At 55.6% G+C, this 16753-nt stretch carries 16 protein-coding genes; 15 read left to right on the forward strand and 1 reads right to left on the reverse strand.

What is annotated here, in order from left to right; genetic code table 11:
* The first annotated feature begins 52 nt into the window (after positions 1-52).
* The 11 genes from AC2TF6_RS08320 (at position 53) to leuS (ending at position 9314) form a co-directional block, all read left to right on the forward strand.
* The gene (locus AC2TF6_RS08320; protein ID WP_036739818.1) at positions 53-553 is read left to right on the forward strand and encodes a YqeG family HAD IIIA-type phosphatase; all 501 of its coding nucleotides are present in this window, start codon (positions 53-55) and stop codon (positions 551-553) included.
* A gap of 86 nt (positions 554-639) precedes the next feature.
* On the forward strand, positions 640-1755 hold the full coding sequence (gene yqeH / locus AC2TF6_RS08325; protein WP_491310651.1) for a ribosome biogenesis GTPase YqeH: 1116 nt from the start codon (positions 640-642) through the stop codon (positions 1753-1755).
* 88 nt (positions 1756-1843) lie between these two features.
* Entirely contained in the window at positions 1844-2713 is an 870-nt protein-coding gene (aroE, locus tag AC2TF6_RS08330) for a shikimate dehydrogenase (RefSeq protein WP_491310652.1), read from the forward strand.
* A 10-nt stretch (positions 2714-2723) separates the two neighbouring features.
* The gene (gene yhbY / locus AC2TF6_RS08335; protein ID WP_016423489.1) at positions 2724-3020 is read left to right on the forward strand and encodes a ribosome assembly RNA-binding protein YhbY; all 297 of its coding nucleotides are present in this window, start codon (positions 2724-2726) and stop codon (positions 3018-3020) included.
* A gap of 125 nt (positions 3021-3145) precedes the next feature.
* Positions 3146-3733, forward strand: a complete 588-nt coding sequence (gene nadD, locus AC2TF6_RS08340) for a nicotinate-nucleotide adenylyltransferase (protein WP_491310653.1) — start codon at positions 3146-3148, stop codon at positions 3731-3733.
* Positions 3723-4289 (forward strand): bis(5'-nucleosyl)-tetraphosphatase (symmetrical) YqeK, encoded by a 567-nt coding sequence (gene yqeK / locus AC2TF6_RS08345; protein WP_491310654.1) that lies wholly within the window; start codon positions 3723-3725, stop codon positions 4287-4289. Before nadD ends, yqeK begins: the two co-directional genes overlap by 11 nt.
* Before the next feature lie 133 nt (positions 4290-4422).
* Positions 4423-4770: a ribosome silencing factor gene (rsfS, locus tag AC2TF6_RS08350; RefSeq protein ID WP_009675407.1), complete on the forward strand. Its 348-nt coding sequence runs from the start codon at positions 4423-4425 to the stop codon at positions 4768-4770.
* Positions 4767-5651 carry a CvfB family protein gene (locus AC2TF6_RS08355; protein WP_491310655.1) on the forward strand — a complete coding sequence of 295 codons (885 nt, stop codon included), beginning with the start codon at positions 4767-4769 and terminating at the stop codon, positions 5649-5651. Before rsfS ends, AC2TF6_RS08355 begins: the two co-directional genes overlap by 4 nt.
* A 1-nt stretch (position 5652) precedes the next feature.
* On the forward strand, positions 5653-6441 hold the full coding sequence (locus AC2TF6_RS08360) for a class I SAM-dependent DNA methyltransferase (protein ID WP_491310656.1): 789 nt from the start codon (positions 5653-5655) through the stop codon (positions 6439-6441).
* Between the two features lie 137 nt (positions 6442-6578).
* Entirely contained in the window at positions 6579-6710 is a 132-nt protein-coding gene (locus AC2TF6_RS08365; protein WP_255246841.1) for a hypothetical protein, read from the forward strand.
* 156 nt (positions 6711-6866) lie between these two features.
* Positions 6867-9314, forward strand: coding sequence for a leucine--tRNA ligase (gene leuS / locus AC2TF6_RS08370; protein ID WP_491310657.1), 2448 nt, complete (start codon positions 6867-6869; stop codon positions 9312-9314).
* Positions 9315-9629: 315 nt separating this feature from the next.
* Here leuS and comER read toward each other — a convergent pair whose 3' ends face one another.
* A complete protein-coding gene (gene comER, locus AC2TF6_RS08375) occupies positions 9630-10454 on the reverse strand; it encodes a late competence protein ComER (RefSeq protein WP_491310658.1) in 825 nt (274 codons plus the stop codon).
* Between the two features lie 241 nt (positions 10455-10695).
* On the opposite strand from comER, the gene AC2TF6_RS08380 reads away from it, so the two are divergent.
* The 4 genes from AC2TF6_RS08380 to AC2TF6_RS08395 all read left to right on the forward strand — a co-directional run bounded on the left by AC2TF6_RS08380 (position 10696) and on the right by AC2TF6_RS08395 (position 16459).
* Positions 10696-11352 carry a ComEA family DNA-binding protein gene (locus tag AC2TF6_RS08380; protein ID WP_491310659.1) on the forward strand — a complete coding sequence of 219 codons (657 nt, stop codon included), beginning with the start codon at positions 10696-10698 and terminating at the stop codon, positions 11350-11352.
* Between the two features lie 139 nt (positions 11353-11491).
* A complete protein-coding gene (locus tag AC2TF6_RS08385) occupies positions 11492-12784 on the forward strand; it encodes a homocysteine synthase (RefSeq protein ID WP_009675429.1) in 1293 nt (430 codons plus the stop codon).
* An 8-nt stretch (positions 12785-12792) separates the two neighbouring features.
* The gene (locus AC2TF6_RS08390; protein WP_009675401.1) at positions 12793-13305 is read left to right on the forward strand and encodes a deoxycytidylate deaminase; all 513 of its coding nucleotides are present in this window, start codon (positions 12793-12795) and stop codon (positions 13303-13305) included.
* A gap of 325 nt (positions 13306-13630) precedes the next feature.
* Entirely contained in the window at positions 13631-16459 is a 2829-nt protein-coding gene (locus AC2TF6_RS08395) for a ComEC/Rec2 family competence protein (RefSeq protein WP_491310660.1), read from the forward strand.
* Positions 16460-16753 lie beyond the last annotated feature (294 nt).

The raw sequence follows: 16753 nt of genomic DNA on the forward strand, positions 1-16753 counted from the left end.
GGACATGTATGGTATAGTTCCTATAGATTCGAAAGAGGTTGGGGTGACGCTGTTGTTTAAAAAACTGGTGCCGAAACAATTCGTGCAGACGATTTACGATATCAATCTGGAGGAGCTTTGGCAGAGCGGAATCCGCGGAATCATCACGGATCTCGACAACACGCTTGTCGGTGCCAAGGTGGCCGATGCGACACCGGAGCTCGTGAATTGGCTCGGGCATGTGAAGCAGCTCGGTTTCAAGGTCGTCATCGTATCGAACAACCAGGAAACAAGGGTATCCACATTTGCCCTGCCGCTGTCTATCCCGTTCATTCATGCCGCGCGCAAACCGACGAACACGGCCTTTCGCAAAGCATTGGCACTGATGGATACAACTGCAGAGCAGACGGTTGTGATCGGTGATCAGATGCTGACAGACGTGCTGGGAGGGAACCGGCTCGGTTTATATACCATTCTTGTTGCGCCTATCTCCATCCATGATGAAGGTTTCTTTACACGAATCAACCGGCGCATCGAGAAGCTGGCCAACAATTACATCTCGAAGAATAAATAAAGCTTTCCTTCACGGGAAAGCTTCACTTTGCTTGCGGGGGAACAACGCTTAACGGAAACTCCCGCCGTTTATTTTAAGGAGGATTCATGACCCAAGAAGAAGTTATCCATTGCGGAGGCTGCGGTGTCAAGCTTCAGCTCGAAGATCCTCATGCGCTCGGGTACACCCCCGCGCAGGCTCTCGAGAAAGAACCGGTTATTTGCCAGCGCTGTTTCCGCATCAAGAACTATAATGAAGCGTCGAGCATTACGCTCAACCAGGACGATTTTCTGAAACTGCTTGGGCACGTGGGGCACAAAGAAGCGCTCGTCATCAATATCGTCGATATTTTCGATTTTGAAGGCAGTTTGATCAGCGGTCTGGCCCGTTTCGTCGGAGGCAACCCGATCATTCTGGTCGTCAACAAAATCGACCTGCTCCCGAAAGTGACCAATTGGAACCGGATCGTGAACTGGGTCCGCAAGCAGGCTAAGGAACAAGGCCTGAAGGTTGTGGAAGTCGTCCTTTGCAGCGCCAAGAAGAACATGGGTTTCGATCGGGTTCTTCAGGCAGTGGACGAACACCGTAACGGCAAAGACGTCTACGTCGTCGGAGCGACCAACGTGGGCAAGTCCACGCTCATCAACCGGCTTATTTCCGATTACAGCGATCTGGATTCGGAGCTGACCACCTCCCAATATCCGGGCACGACGCTCGATATGGTTGAGATTCCGCTCGATGACGGACATTTTATTATCGATACGCCGGGAATCGTGTACAAGCACCGGCTGACGGAGCTTGTCTCTAAGAAAGACCTGGGTAAGCTGATGCCGGGCAAGCCGCTTAAACCGATGGTGTATCAATTGAACGAAGGACAATCGCTGTTCTTCGGCTCGCTGGCCCGGTTCGATTTTGTCCGCGGCGAGCGCCAGTCGTTTACGATTTACTCTTCGGGGGCCATTCCCATCCATCGCACGAAGCTGGAAAAAGCGGACGAGCTGTACGCGAACCACAAAGGGACTTTGCTTATCCCGCCTGTGGTGAAAGATCTGGAAGAGCTTCCGCCTCTCGTTAAACAGACGATTCACATTTCGAAAGGTAAAAAGCTCGATGTGCTGATCTCCGGCCTCGGCTGGATCAAAATTAACAGCGAAGCGGGCGCGGAACTGGCCGTTCATGTACCGAAAGGCGTTAAGATCGTCCAGCGCGATTCGCTTATTTAAACCGGACAGGTCCTGGTACGCCAGGCTTTTGCGTTTTGGCAGGCAGGCAGGTCCGGCACATAAAGAATGCACGGGGGAGAGACCGACCATGGGTAACAAGCCGTCTTTGGACAGCGGTACGATTCTGTACGGAGTATTCGGAGATCCGGTGCGGCACTCCCGCTCTCCGGTTATGATGAACCGGGCCTTCGGCGAAGCGGGGATCAACGGAGCGTATGCCGCGTTTCACGTGCTGCCGGAGCAGTTGGAGGAGGCCGTAGCAGGTATCCGAGCGCTCGGTTTCGGCGGAGTCAACGTGACGATCCCGCATAAAGTCACCGTGATGAAGTATCTCGATGAGATCGACGCCGATGCGCAGGCCCTCGGCGCCGTGAACACCGTCGTCAACCGCGGCGGTAAACTGATCGGCTACAACACGGACGGAATCGGGTATGTCCGTTCGCTTAAAGAAGAAACGGGCATGGATCTCCGCGGCAAAAAAGTGCTGCTGATTGGAGCGGGCGGAGCGGCCCGGGGGATTTCATATGCCCTGGCGAAGGAGGGCCCCTCGTTTATCGCCATCGCCAACCGGACGGCGGAGAAAGCTCAGGAGCTCGCCTCTACCGTCCGCGCCGAAACAAGCGCTGTCGGCATGGGGCTCCACGAATTAGGAAACATTATCAGTGACGCGGATCTGATCATCAACTCGACTTCATCGGGCATGTACCCGAATATCGAAGAGATCCCTTTGGATCTGGACGGTCATCGGCTCCGGGAAGGCGCGGTTGTCAGCGATCTCGTTTACAACCCGCTGGAAACTCGTTTTTTGAAAGAAGCTAAAGCAAGAGGAGCCGTCACTCATGGCGGACTCGGCATGTTTATTTACCAGGGGGCCTACGCGTTCGAATACTGGACCGGCGTCCCTGCGCCTGCAGCGGCGATGCGGCAGGCCGTAGAGCAATCATTTATCGGGAATTGAGGGAATAGTTATGCTAACAGGAAAACAAAAAAGACATCTGCGCTCACTGGCGCACCATTTGACCCCGGTCTTTCAAGTAGGTAAAGGCGGAGTGAACGAGCATTTGATTCAGCATATCGTGGAAGCGATCGAGGTTCGGGAATTGATGAAAATCTCGGTACTCAACAACTATGAGGCGGACTGCAAGGAAGTTGCCAGAGAACTGGCGGAAGGCGCGGGCGCCGAGCTGGTTCAGGTCATCGGACGTACGATCGTCCTCTATAAAGAATCGCGCGATAACAAACAGATCGAGCTGCCGAAGTCCTAGACTGGATCAGAGATTATTTCTGCAAGATACCGGACACGGGCCGCCGGTTTTATAAGGGCTTGCGTTGCGTACAGCCTATAGGAGCCTGTGGAAAATAACGGCGGACCGCCGGAGGAGGTGGCGACATGCAGATAGGAATCATGGGCGGGACCTTCGATCCTGTGCATACCGGCCATCTGGTTGCGGGAGAATGCGCCCGTACCGCCTGCGGGCTGGACGAGGTGTGGTTTATGCCCGCCAATGTGCCGCCGCATAAACCGGATGCCCCCAAAGCTTCGGCGCAGCAGCGCTGGGAGATGGTGTGCCGCGCCGTATCGGACAATCCCGCTTTCCATCCGTTCGATCACGAACTCCGCAAAGGCGGGGTTTCGTACTCCGTCGATACGATCCGGGAGCTGAAAGCCGGGTACCCGGAGCACGAATTTCACTACATAATCGGGGCCGACATGGTCGAGTATCTCCCCAAATGGCGTGAAATCGGAGAGATCATGAAGATGATCGGCTTCATCGGTCTTCAAAGGCCCGGCTTCGAGCTTCAACCGGATGCGCTTCCGGCGTTCATCCGGCAGGGCGTCCGTCTGGCTCCGATGCCGCTGCTGGACATTTCCTCCACGGATATCCGGACCCGGAGGCGGGGAGGCCGTACCGTCCGCTATCTCGTCACGGCTCCCGTACACGATTATATCGAAGGGATGGGCTTGTATGAATCGTGAAGAGATGATGAAGACTGTAAAAGAGGAAATGCCCGAAAAACGGTGGCGGCATACTCTCGGTGTCATGGAAACAGCCGTAATCCTGGCCCGGCGGTTTGGCGCGGATGACGAGAAGGCGGACCGGGCCGCGATTTTGCACGATGTGTGCAAATACTGGCCCGTAGAGAAGCAGGCCGGCGCGATTCGCGAAAGCGGATTTCAGACGGACGTCCTTTCCTTCGATAAAGAACTTTGGCATGCTCATGCCGGTGCTTGGATCGCTTCCGCCCGGTTCGGCGTGAAGGACGAGGATGTGCTGGATGCGATCCGTTATCATACATCGGGCAGGGAAAATATGTCCACTCTGGAGAAGGTCGTCTGTCTGGCCGATTATATGGAACCCGGAAGGGATTTTCCCGGCGTGGACAAGATCCGCGAGCTGGCGGAAACGAGTCTGGAACGGGCCCTGCTGGCCGGATTCGACTCTACGCTTTCGTTCCTTCTGCAGAAGGGCAGACGCATTTACCCGCTCACCGTGCTGACGCGCAACCGTTTAATCCTCGAATTAGACGTGTAATACTGGGTATTAAGAGCATTTGATTAACGGAATGAACGAACCAAATGATAACGAACGGAATTTAATATAGGGTGTACATGCTGGTTAACGTGAATGATTTTCGATACCGTCCAGCAAGAAGGAGGATGATGGAATGACAGTAAATCCGGAACAGTTGATGAATCTGGTTGTGGATGCGGCAGAAGACAAGAAAGCCATTAACGTGGTGGCTCTGGACCTTCAGGAAATTTCCCTGGTGGCCGATTATTTCGTGATATGCAACGGTAATTCGGAGACGCAGGTGCAGGCAATCGCCACGGAAATCCGCAAAAAAGCGGATCAGCACGGTGTCACCGTCCGCGGTCTGGAAGGCTACGACACCGCACGCTGGGTGCTTGTGGATCTGGGTGACGTCGTTGTCCATGTGTTCCACCGGGACGACCGGGAATACTACAACATCGAGCGTCTCTGGTCCGACGCAAGGGTTGTGGAACGCGTATGAGTCTGGAAGCGGGAACTCTCGTAACGCTTGATGTAACGAGAGAAGTATCGCCGTACGGTTATTTCGTAACCGACGGGGAACGGGAAGTGCTCCTCCCGTATGCGGAAACGAACCGGAAACTGAAAGCCGGCCAGCAGGCCGAAGTTTTCATTTATTACGATTCGGAAGACCGCATGGCCGCCACGATGAACCGGCCGATGCTGCTTCTCGGAGAGCTGGCGCTGCTTGAGGTCGTGGACCTGCATCCGCGCTTCGGAGCTTTTCTGGAAATGGGCATCGGCCGGAATCTCCTGTTGCCGTTCAAGGAAATGCCGGAGCTTCACGAACTTCGCCCTCAAGTGGGGGACAAAGTATTCGTGACGATGGATCATGACCGCCAGGGAAGACTGGTTGCACGCCTTGCGGGTGAAGATGTTCTCACGGAAAAATGTTTCCCGGCCCCGCAGGCCTGGAGAAACCAGTGGCTGGACGCGCGCGTGTACAAACCGCTGCAAATGGGCACGTTCGTCGTCTGCGACGGCGGAGTCGTCGGCTTCGGCGTCATCGGACTGATCCCTTCGACGGAGCGCTCTCGCCTTCTCAGAGTCGGCGAGGAAGTCAGCGTCCGGGTTACGTACATCCGTGAAGACGGACGCGTGAATCTGTCGATGCGCCAGCCGAAGGAAAAAGGACGGGACGAAGACGCTGAGCGGGTTCTGGCGGTTCTCCGCGAACGTCCGGGCGGCGCCATGCCTTATTCGGACCAGACCGAGGCCGATTTGATCAAATCCAAGTTCGGCATCAGCAAGTCCGCCTTCAAACGCGCGCTTGGCAAGTTGATGAAGGATGGCCTGGCGTACCAGGAGGAAAACTGGACGTATCTCAAGCAAGAGGAGAACTGACATGTCGTATCGTGATTTTGCTTATACGTACGACCGGCTGATGGAAGACATGCCGTACGAGGCATGGATTGCCTACGCCCGGCAGGCTTGGGAGTCTTACGGCATCCGTCCGGAAACCGTTGTCGATCTCGGCTGCGGCACGGGAAACATTGCCGTGCCGCTCGCGAAGCTCGGCTGCAAAGTCGTCGGAATCGATTTGTCCGACGATATGCTGGCCGTTGCCCGGCATAAAGCCGAAGAAGAAGCCGTGAGCGGAGCGAAACCGGACATCCTGTGGCTGCAGCAGGACATGCGCGACTGGGAGCTGCCGGAGCCGGCGGATACCGTCATCTCCTTCTGCGACTGCTTCAATTATCTCCTCGAAGAAGAGGAGATAATTGAAGCTCTGGAGCAGGCGTACCGGGGGCTGCGAGGGGGCGGCGTTCTGCTGTTCGATGTACATAGCCCGGCCCAGTTCGAGGAGTACGCTTCCCTGCAGCCTTTCGTCTTCGATGAAGAGGATGTAGCGTACCTGTGGACCTGCGAGCTCGACGAGGAACGCACGGAAATCGAGCACGCGCTGACGATTTTCGTCCGTGAGGACGCTTCGTCCGCACGCGGCGGGGAGCCGCTTTTCCGGCGCATCGAAGAGACTCACAGACAGCGTGCGTACGATCCGCGCTGGCTGAAGGAGAGGCTGGAGGCGACGGGCTTCGCGGACATCCGGATTTCCGCCGATTTTGACTGGGAAGCGGAGTTTTCTCCGGATTCCCGCAGACTTTTTTATGCGGCCCGCAAGCCTCTTGCCTAAAAACAGCGCTTTACTTGACAAAGAGCTTCAATATTGCCTATAATCATTACAAATTTGTGTAATCGCACCAGCTATGAAGAGGATCATCCCTTTGCACGCATGTTTCCAGAGAACCGGCGGTCGGTGGAAGCCGGTACATGATGAAGGCGAGCTCACCTCCGAGCCGGAAGGCGAACCGCAGTACGGCCGTTTCCTTGCAGCTGTGCCTGTCATCCGGCAGGAAGCCGGACGGAAGCGAAGATGTACTGCCCAGTAACCGGACCGTCTAGCCCGCGTTAAGGGACTTGAGTGAACAACCGGCAAAGCATGCCGCTTGTTAACTAGGGTGGTACCACGGGGAATATACAACCTCTCGTCCCTAGCCGTAAGAGCTAGAGACGAGAGGTTTTTTGGTTGCGATGATAACGTCAGGAGGACCTACACACATGGCACATGAAAAAGAACAGCAGGGCTACAACCCTCAGGTAATCGAGCCTAAATGGCAGAAATACTGGGACGACAACCAAACCTTCCGGACATCGGACGAAGCGGGTAAACCGAAATTTTACGCGCTGGATATGTTTCCGTATCCGTCCGGCGCAGGACTTCACGTAGGCCACCCGGAAGGGTATACGGCTACCGATATCGTTTCCCGCTTTAAGCGCATGCGCGGCTTTAATGTGCTCCATCCGATGGGCTGGGATGCCTTCGGTCTGCCGGCCGAGCAGTACGCGCTCGACACGGGCAACGATCCGCGCGAGTTTACGAAGCAGAATATCGAGAATTTCCGCCGCCAGATCAAATCGCTGGGCTTCTCGTACGATTGGGAGCGCGAAATTTCCACGACGGATCCCGAGTACTACAAGTGGACCCAATGGATTTTTATCCAGCTGTACAAAAAGGGCCTCGCTTACGTGGACGAAGTTCCCGTGAACTGGTGTCCCGCGCTCGGAACCGTTCTGGCCAACGAAGAAGTGATCGACGGCAAGAGCGAGCGCGGAAACCACCCCGTCATCCGGAAACCGATGCGCCAGTGGGTGCTGCGGATTACCGAGTACGCCGAGCGCCTCTTGGAAGATCTGGAGGAGCTGGACTGGTCCGAAAGCATCAAGGATATGCAGCGCAACTGGATCGGCAAATCCAAAGGGGCGGAAGTCACTTTCGCTATCGACGGGCATGAAGGTGACAGCCTGACGGTCTTTACGACCCGTCCGGATACGCTTTTCGGAGCGACCTACTGCGTTCTGGCTCCGGAGCATGAGCTGGTTGCCAAGATTACGGCGTTGGGGCAGGATGCCGACGTGAAAGCGTACCAGGAGAAAGCCGCACACAAAAGCGACCTGGAGCGTACGGATCTGGCCAAGGAAAAGTCCGGCGTATTTACCGGCGCTTATGCCGTTAATCCCGTGAACGGCGCCAAGCTGCCGATCTGGATCGCGGACTACGTGCTGGCCGGTTACGGAACAGGCGCCATCATGGCTGTACCGGGACACGACGAACGTGACTGGGAATTCGCGAAGCAGTACGACCTGCCGATCATCGAAGTCGTACAGGGCGGCAATGTGCAGGAAGCCGCTTATGACGGAGAAGGACCGCACGTGAATTCCGGCTTTATCGACGGCATGGGCAAGGAAGAGGCTATTGCGTCCATGATCGCCTGGCTGGAAGAGAACGGCAAGGGCAAAGGCAAAGTAACGTACCGCCTGCGTGACTGGCTGTTTAGCCGTCAGCGCTACTGGGGCGAACCGATTCCGATTCTCCATCTCGAAGACGGAACGATGAAAACCGTGCCCGAAGACCAGCTTCCGCTTCTGCTTCCGCAGGTCGAGCACATCAAGCCGTCCGGAACCGGCGAATCTCCGCTTGCCAACGTGGAAGACTGGGTAAACACGGTCGATCCCGAAACGGGCATGAAAGCCCGCCGCGAGACGAATACGATGCCGCAATGGGCGGGAAGCTGCTGGTATTACCTGCGCTTTATCGATCCGCGCAACAACGATGCAATCTGCTCCCCCGAGAAGCAGAAGGAATGGCTGCCGGTCGATCTTTATATCGGCGGAGCGGAGCATGCGGTTCTTCATCTGCTCTACGCGCGCTTCTGGCATAAAGTGCTTTACGATCTCGGCGTGGTCCAAACGAAGGAGCCGTTCCACAAGCTCGTCAACCAAGGGATGATTCTCGGCGAGAACATGGAGAAAATGTCCAAATCCCGCGGTAACGTGGTGAATCCCGACGATATCGTCAATGAATTCGGTGCCGATACCCTGCGTATGTACGAGATGTTCATGGGGCCGCTTGAAGCGACGAAGCCTTGGAACACCAACGGCGTGGAAGGCTCCTACCGCTTCCTAAACCGCGTATGGCGTCTGTTCATGGACGAGAACGGGGCATTGAGCGGCAAAATTTCCGAGGACGAGAATGCCGGCGGAGACGCGTTCAAACGCACATGGCACCGTACGGTGAAGAAAATAACGGAAGATTTCGAAGCGCTCCGTTTCAATACCGCTATCAGCCAGCTGATGATTTTTGTCAATGAGGCTTATAAGACAGAAGCTTTGCCGAAAACAGCCGTGAAGCATTTTGTCCAAATGCTTTCCCCGCTCGCTCCGCATATTGCCGAAGAACTGTGGCAAAAGCTCGGCGGAACCGGCTCCATCACGTACGAAGCGTGGCCGGTTTACGAGGAGGCTTGGACGGTGGACGACGAGGTGGAGATTGTCGTTCAAGTGAACGGCAAAATCGCCGATCGCGTCAAAGTCGCCAAAGATCTCGACGAAGCGGGCATGCAGGAGCTCGCGCTTGGCCTGGATAAAGTAAAAGAGCTGAGCGCCGGCAAAACCGTCCGCAAAATCATTGCCGTGAAAGGCAAGCTCGTCAACATTGTAGTCGGATAAACAGCCCGATATTTAGGGGTACCCGGCAGGTCCGCTCCCCGTGAGGGAAGCTGGAACTGCCGGAGGCCCTCCGGACAGCCCGAAACGGCGGAGCCGCCTTTCTTTTTCAGAAAAGCGGTCTTCGCCGTCGGACGGCCCCGGGAAACCAATTAAGGTTCAAGTTCACTTCGCATTTGTTCGCTTCAACAATTCCGCATCCGTTATTTAACCCCGCTCCGCCAAGCTCCCTTTTATTACAAGCTTTTAGGTCTGATTGCCCGATAACCCTACTGTTTTATCCCTCTCTATTTTACCGCTTTTTTCCACTTCCTATTGTTATTTTGTCGTAAATACCACTTCCACTTTCTCCAGATCCTCTTCGTATTTCGCATGCGTGATCTCGATTAACCGGTTAAACATGCCGTCCAGATCTTGCTCCATCAACCGCAATCCCTCCGCCGTAATTCCTCCCGGAACGCGTACCCTTTTTTGAAGAGAAACCGGATCGAAACCGCCCGTCGTCAGAAGCTTGCCCGTGCCCAGTGTCATTTCGGAAGCGAGAATCGTTGCTTCTTCGGAGGATATCCCCGTCTCCGCCACTGCGGCTTCGATATATTTTTGGAGAAAAAAGGCCAGGAAGGCCGGCGCACAGCTCGATAAATCGGAACTGATCCGGGTATATGCCTCGGAGACTCTGACAGGTGTGGAAATGTGGGTCAGAAGATTTTCAATCCATTCCTTATCCTCAGGGTACATGCGCTCCCCGTGAATACACAGAGTAGATCCGCTGAGAACGTAATTGGTGATGCTCGGTATAATCTTCGTCACCTTGCAGGGAAGCTGATCTTCCAGATGCTTGAGCAGGACCGGACTCGTGATGGATACGACGATTTGAGCCGGCTCCAGGACCGGCCGGATTTCGTCAATGACTCGCTTATAATCAAGGGGCTTCACGCATAAAAAAACGACATCACGGCCCGCTGCGGCTTCCGCATTGCTGGAGGCGGCGGTTAGTCCGGCGTAGGTTTCCGCCAACCGTTGTACTTTGCCGGGAGTGCGGTTTGCGGCGCAGATTTGCTCAGGATTGAGCGCTCCCGAATGGATGAGCGCTTCGATCAGAATACTTCCCATGCTGCCCGTACCGATAAATCCCGCTTTCATCGACAACCCTCCTCATGAAATAGTCGAACAGGTCTCCTTCCGGCAGTAGGACTGGTGCCGTATACCGGAACGGATTCATTACACCCGACTCATTACAGAAGCGGGCGCCTACAAGTTTACATCTTTATACAGGGACAAAAAACGCAGGAACGTTTTCTTAACGGTATGAACATTCTCACACAATTATGCCGGTTTCCTGTGGAGTAAAATATGTTCAATCATAAAATCAAAGGAGTGTTTCATGTTGAACTGGAATTTTCAGAGTTGGAAAAGCCGGGGCGTTCTGGCGGGCTCCGCTGCCGTAATCGCGGCAGGATTGGGAATCTGGCTGCTAGTCAGCCCGCGAGGCACCGTACCGCAAGGTTTTACGGCGTTGAACGCCTCCATGGTGCAAACGATAGAAGGAACCAAGCCGGTATCGCCTTCGGAGAAGTCTTCGTCACCGTCACCGTCACCGTCAGCGAAAGCGGAGGCGAAGGAAGAAGCCGGCGCCGGGAGTAAGCAAGCGGGGGCGGAGGATTCCGCGGCAGGCGCTACCGGAGGCGGCCCGGAGCAGGCCCCGGCTTCAGCCCGGAAAGGGGCGGCTGCCGATGACAAACTTGCACAGGCGGATCAGCAGCGGACTGTCGCCGGAGGGAATGAAGCAGTTTCCGGGAAGAAGGAGCCCGGGTCCGCAGCAGACAAGAAAATCCCGTCGGGTCCCAAAATCGATATTAATACAGCCAACCTGCAGCAATTGATGGAACTGCCCGGAATCGGCGAAAGCAAAGGGAAAGCGATCCTTGCATACCGGGAACAGCACGGGAAGTTTAAAAGGGCCGAGCAGCTGCTGGATATCAAGGGAATCGGGGAAAAAATGCTCGCGAAGATGAAGCCTTACCTGCAAATTAATCCTTGAGAGGATTCTGGAAGGCTGTATGAAGAAAAGAAGAGCATGCGTAAATGTCGGAATTGAGAAAATCTACTAAACTTTCTTTCATTTTACGAGGAAATATGAGAAAATAAGCCCAATCAACGCGATAAAGGAGGAAAGAACAATGTCCGAACAACGTCCTTATTCTTTGGAAACCTTGGCCGTACACGCCGGCCAGCAAATCGATCCAACCACGCTTTCCCGCGCGGTGCCTATTTATCAGACGACCTCTTACGGGTTCCGCGACGCGGACCATGCCGCAGATTTGTTCGCTCTGAAGGAATTCGGCAACATTTATACCCGCATCATGAACCCGACGAGCGATGTTTTCGAGCAGCGGATAGCCGCGCTTGAAGGGGGAGCGGGAGCTCTCGCGACCGCATCCGGTCAGGCAGCCATTACATACTCGATCCTCAACATAGCCGGAGCCGGTGACGAGATCGTGTCCGCATCCAGCTTGTACGGGGGAACCTACAATTTGTTCTCGACCACGCTGGCGAAGCTTGGCATCCAGGTGAAATTCGTCGATCCTTCGGATCCGGAAAATTTCCGCAAAGCGATTACGGACAAAACCAAAGCCTTATACGCCGAAACGGTAGGCAATCCGCGCGGAGATCTGCTCGATGTGGAAGCCGTCGCTGCCATTGCGCATGAGAACGGCATACCGTTGATCGTCGATAATACGTTCCCGACGCCTTACCTGCTTCGCCCCATTGAGCATGGTGCCGACATCGTCGTGCATTCCGCGACGAAGTTTATCGGCGGACACGGTACCTCCATCGGCGGTGTGATCGTGGACGGGGGCAAATTCGACTGGAAGGCCAGCAACAAGTTCCCCGGGCTTACGGAACCGGACCCGAGCTACCACGGCGTCGTTTACGCCGATGCCGTAGGGCCGATCGCCTATATCATCAAGGCGCGCGTCCAGCTTCTCCGCGATATGGGGGCATCCATTTCGCCGTTTAACTCCTTCCTGCTTCTGCAAGGCCTGGAGACGCTTCACCTCCGCATGGAGCGTCACAGCTCGAATGCGCTTGCGGTGGCGCGTTTTCTCGAAGCCCATGAAGCGGTCGATTGGGTCAGCTACGCCGGTCTGGAAAGCCACAGTTCGTACAAACTGGCGCAAAAATATTTGCCTAAAGGCCAGGGAGCCATCCTGACCTTCGGTATTAAAGGCGGGCTGGAAGCCGGCCGCAAAGTGATTGAACAGGTTAAGCTGTTCTCTCATCTTGCCAACGTGGGCGATTCCAAATCCTTGATCATTCATCCGGCAAGCACGACTCATCAGCAGCTTAGCGAGGAAGAACAGCTGAGCGCGGGGGTAACGCCCGGGATGATCCGTCTGTCGATCGGTACGGAAGCGATCGACGATATCTTGCATGACCTGGAGCAGGCCATCCTGGCCAGCCAGCAGTAGGTGCGGCCATGACGGGGCGCAAAGACTGGGACACTTACTTCATGGATATCGCCTATATGGCTTCCACGCGCTCGCAGTGCAGCCGCCGGCATGTCGGGGCTGTGCTCGTGCAGGGCAAGAAGCTTCTCGGCACGGCATACAATGGGGCACCCATGGGAGTTCCGGACTGCTCCGAGGAAGGATGCATGCTTGTCGAGGAGTACGAGCTGCACGTCGCGGACGGTAAGGAAGAAATGATACGCAAGCAGCGCTGTATCCGTACGATTCATGCGGAGCAGAACCTGCTTCTGTTCACCGACCGCGAAGACCGCGAGGGTTCCAGCGTCTACGTGACGGATCAGCCGTGCTGGACCTGCTCGAATATGCTGGCCAACAGCGGGGTGCGGGAGATCGTGTTTCACCGGCCTTATCCGAAGGACAGTGACAAGGTGAATGCCTTGATGGCTGCGAGGGGAATTGCCTTCCGCCAAATACAGGGATACGAGCCGCCCGAGGGAACGGACCACCGGATTGTCAACTGAATGAGTTTGGCGAACGGCTCTTTGTCTTCGGGATACGAACCCCGGCAAGCTGTTTCACTGAACGGAACACAACTAGCGTGAGGAAGAACCTCCGCCGCTCTTGTAGAGCAGCGGGGGTTCTTTTTGTTGTCCGGTGGAACAAAAGGATACGGGGTGTGCCGCCGCATGAGGGATGCGTTTACCTGGTGAGGGAAGGAAGCGTCGGCGATTACGCGGTTTCCCTGTCTAAGCAGGAGCGGAGCGAAATGGACTGAAAGAACTTGCGTGTTCTATTTCCGAAACGAAACGAATGAGCTTATCACACATTCAGGGAGAGAGATGAGAAATGCGTTTAAACCGTAATGACATAGTAGGTTTGACGGTTTTGTGGGTTATCGGCTACGCCGCGGCCATTTACGCGTCCAAACCGTGGATGACCGCCTGGAGCGGCGCAGCTTTCGCCGCCGCGGCCGCGGGTGTCATGGCGCTTCGTCTGCCGAAGCGCCGATGGATCGCTGCGGTGCTTGTTGCCGCCGCAGCCTGCTGCTATTACGCCGATACGGACCGGCGTAACAGCACCGCTCTGCCCGCCGCAGCCGCGGCTGCCGCTCACGGCAGCCAGGTGAGCGTGGCGGGCACGCTGGCCTCTCCTGTCGCCGTCGACGGCGACAGAGCCTCCTTCGAGCTGCGCGTCTCGCAGCTCGGAGAGAGCGGCAGCGGAACAGGCGCTGCCGCAGGAGCTCCGCCGGAGGAGCGGGTGCAGGTGTCCCTGCGCCTGCTGAGCCCGGCGGAGCAGACCGCCGCCGCAGCCTGGCGGCGGGGAGACCGGCTCGCCATGCAGGGCGAGCTGCAGGAGCCCGCTGCCGCGCGGAACTTCGGCGGATTCGACTACCGCCGCTATTTGCGCCAGCAGGGCAAACACTGGCTGCTGGTCGTCAAAGGCGCCCAGCAGGTACAGCACGGTCCGCCGGCGTCTATAGCCGCCGCTCTCACGAGTCCGCGGCTGGCGGCCGAGCGCCTCCTGCGGACGACGGATGCCCTCCGCGGCTATTTGGGAAGCCGCATCGACGGGATATTCACGCCCGGGCAGGCGGGCTTTATGAAAAGCATGCTCATCGGATTAACCGATGATATGGACCCCGACCGCTACGACCAATTTTCGAATCTCGGGCTGACTCATATTCTCGCGATTTCGGGGCTGAATGTGGCTGTTTTTCTAGGCGTTCTGATCTGGGTACTGAAAAGGCTCGGGCTGCCCAAAGAAACGTATCTGCTCGTTGCCGTCTTTCTGCTGCCTCTCTATATCCTTCTGACGGGAGCTTCTCCGTCCATTGTGCGGGCGGGCCTGATGACGATGATCGGCCTTCTCGCCGTCCGTAAAAACCGGATTAAAGATATTTTGCAAATCGCCTGCCTCGTCGGGTTGGGGCTTTTGATCTGGAACCCCTATTATTTGCTGGACGTCAGCTTTCAGCTTTCTTTTCTGGTGACGCTCGGATTGATCGTCGGCGTTCCCCGCGTTACCGCCCTTTTGCCCCTCAAGAACGGCGTGCTCCGCAATACCGCGGCCATTACCCTTGTGTCTCAGCTCGTTTCATTTCCCGTCTCCATCTATTATTTCAATCAATTTTCGCTGCTTTCCTGGCTGGCTAACGCGGCCCTCGTGCCGGTTTTCAGCCTGCTCATTTTCCCGGCGGGCTTGATTGCGACATGTCTCGGACTGGTGTATGTTCCGCTCGGCCGTTTGGGTGCTTGGGTAACCGAAAGCGGGACCGGATTTGTTTTCCGCATCGTCGAGTGGCTGGATCAGTGGGAGGGATTCCGGACGATCTGGCCGTCCCCTTCGGTTTTTTGGATCGCGGTTTACTATCTCCTGCTTGCCGGTATTTGCGGGGGCCTCGAACGTCTGGTACGGAGCCGCCGCGTTCAAAATGAGGACGGCACTCCGCAGCTTGATGTGCCTGATCCCGGGCGGAGTATGTTTTCCCGGTACAGAACGTCTTCAGCAGCCGTAATCGCGCTGGGTCTCGGCTGGTTCGGGCTTCTTTATTATGGTTACACGCCCGATCGCTGGAACTCGGAGGCCTACGTGGATATGATCGACGTCGGACAGGGAGACAGCATCCTCATACGGACACCGGAGCGTAAATATATACTGGTAGACGGAGGAGGGACCGTATCTTTCCGCAAGCCCGGAGAGGAATGGAAGCTGCGCGCCGACCCTTATGAAGTAGGAAGGAAAACGCTGGTCCCCCTTCTGAAAAAAAGAGGTGTCCACAAACTCGATGCCGTTATCCTGACCCATGAAGATGCGGACCACAGCGGGGGGCTCCAGGCTGTCCTGGAAGACATTCCGGTGGAGACGTTCATTTTCAACGGCACCTACAAGTCCGGTCCCCAAGTAGAGAAGCTGTTCCGTACCGTTATAGATAAAAAAATACCGCTTATTTCCGCCGCTTACGGGAAAACACTCCGGATGGACAACCGGACACGGCTCGATTTTCTCGCCCCGCTGCCGGAGAACGGGCAGCTTCCGGCGGGGACGGATTCGTCTCCGAACTCGCCCGGATACGGGGAGAATGCATTTCCCGCTCAGCACACGGCAGGAAAAACCGGAGCAGAGCCTGCACCGTCGGCCGCACAGAATATTTACGGCTCCATCGATAACCCCATTGTTCTGGAAAACGAGCAGAACGGCGTTTCCGTCGTTTTTCTGCTGGAAATGGAAGGGACGAGGTGGCTTTTTACCGGGGATATGGATGTGAAAGCGGAGCGCCGTGTCATGGAACTTCTGCAATCGCGGAACTCCCCAAATGAAACGCACGGGATGAAACTTCCGCAGTCTGACAACGGCACGAAAGAACCGGACGGCACGGAAAACGGTACCCCGGCGACTCCCGGGATCGATGTTCTTAAAGTGGCCCACCACGGCAGCAAAACGTCAACCGGAAGCGACTGGCTCGGCTACTGGAAGCCGCGGACCGCGCTTATTTCCGCAGGGGTCAAAAATATGTACAGACATCCTTCACCGGACGTTGTCGCAAGACTGGAAAGAAATGATATCCGGGTCCTCCGGACGGATTTACTGGGGGAGATCCAACTGCTGGTAAGAAGCGGGAAGATTTACGTCCGTTCGGTATTGTCCGGTAAGCCTGCAGTTTCGGGGGATAGTTGATCGAATTGGAATTTTTTTGCGGACGGCAGGCAATTTTAAGGTTGTTTTCAGCCAAAAGAAACATTTTAGCAACAATCTTGTGATATTGTTAAGGGACGGAGTTTTTTAATGCGGAAGATTCGACCGGGAGTTGGGAATTGTTCGCTTATTACGCGTACTTTCCCCATTTTGTTAATTATCTCCGGCTTAAGTGTACCTTCGGAAAAATTTTTGATATTCTTATAGAATGAAAGTCCTAAATTTGATGATAAGTTGCAACATTCATGTACATAAATGCGTCTGTATAGTTGCAAG

The sequence above is a fragment of the Paenibacillus sp. JNUCC 35 genome (assembly GCF_058269095.1).

Bases quoted from the DNA above. Each gene is read 5' to 3' on its own strand.
- yqeH (WP_491310651.1), top strand. From the start codon at position 640: ATGACCCAAGAAGAAGTTATCCATTGCGGAGGCTGCGGTGTCAAGCTT.
- aroE (WP_491310652.1), top strand. From the start codon at position 1,844: ATGGGTAACAAGCCGTCTTTGGACAGCGGTACGATTCTGTACGGAGTA.
- yhbY (WP_016423489.1), top strand. From the start codon at position 2,724: ATGCTAACAGGAAAACAAAAAAGACATCTGCGCTCACTGGCGCACCAT.
- nadD (WP_491310653.1), top strand. From the start codon at position 3,146: ATGCAGATAGGAATCATGGGCGGGACCTTCGATCCTGTGCATACCGGC.
- yqeK (WP_491310654.1), top strand. From the start codon at position 3,723: ATGAATCGTGAAGAGATGATGAAGACTGTAAAAGAGGAAATGCCCGAA.
- rsfS (WP_009675407.1), top strand. From the start codon at position 4,423: ATGACAGTAAATCCGGAACAGTTGATGAATCTGGTTGTGGATGCGGCA.
- AC2TF6_RS08355 (WP_491310655.1), top strand. From the start codon at position 4,767: ATGAGTCTGGAAGCGGGAACTCTCGTAACGCTTGATGTAACGAGAGAA.
- AC2TF6_RS08360 (WP_491310656.1), top strand. From the start codon at position 5,653: ATGTCGTATCGTGATTTTGCTTATACGTACGACCGGCTGATGGAAGAC.
- AC2TF6_RS08365 (WP_255246841.1), top strand. From the start codon at position 6,579: ATGATGAAGGCGAGCTCACCTCCGAGCCGGAAGGCGAACCGCAGTACG.
- leuS (WP_491310657.1), top strand. From the start codon at position 6,867: ATGGCACATGAAAAAGAACAGCAGGGCTACAACCCTCAGGTAATCGAG.
- comER (WP_491310658.1), bottom strand. From the start codon at position 10,454: ATGAAAGCGGGATTTATCGGTACGGGCAGCATGGGAAGTATTCTGATC.
- AC2TF6_RS08380 (WP_491310659.1), top strand. From the start codon at position 10,696: ATGTTGAACTGGAATTTTCAGAGTTGGAAAAGCCGGGGCGTTCTGGCG.
- AC2TF6_RS08385 (WP_009675429.1), top strand. From the start codon at position 11,492: ATGTCCGAACAACGTCCTTATTCTTTGGAAACCTTGGCCGTACACGCC.
- AC2TF6_RS08390 (WP_009675401.1), top strand. From the start codon at position 12,793: ATGACGGGGCGCAAAGACTGGGACACTTACTTCATGGATATCGCCTAT.
- AC2TF6_RS08395 (WP_491310660.1), top strand. From the start codon at position 13,631: ATGCGTTTAAACCGTAATGACATAGTAGGTTTGACGGTTTTGTGGGTT.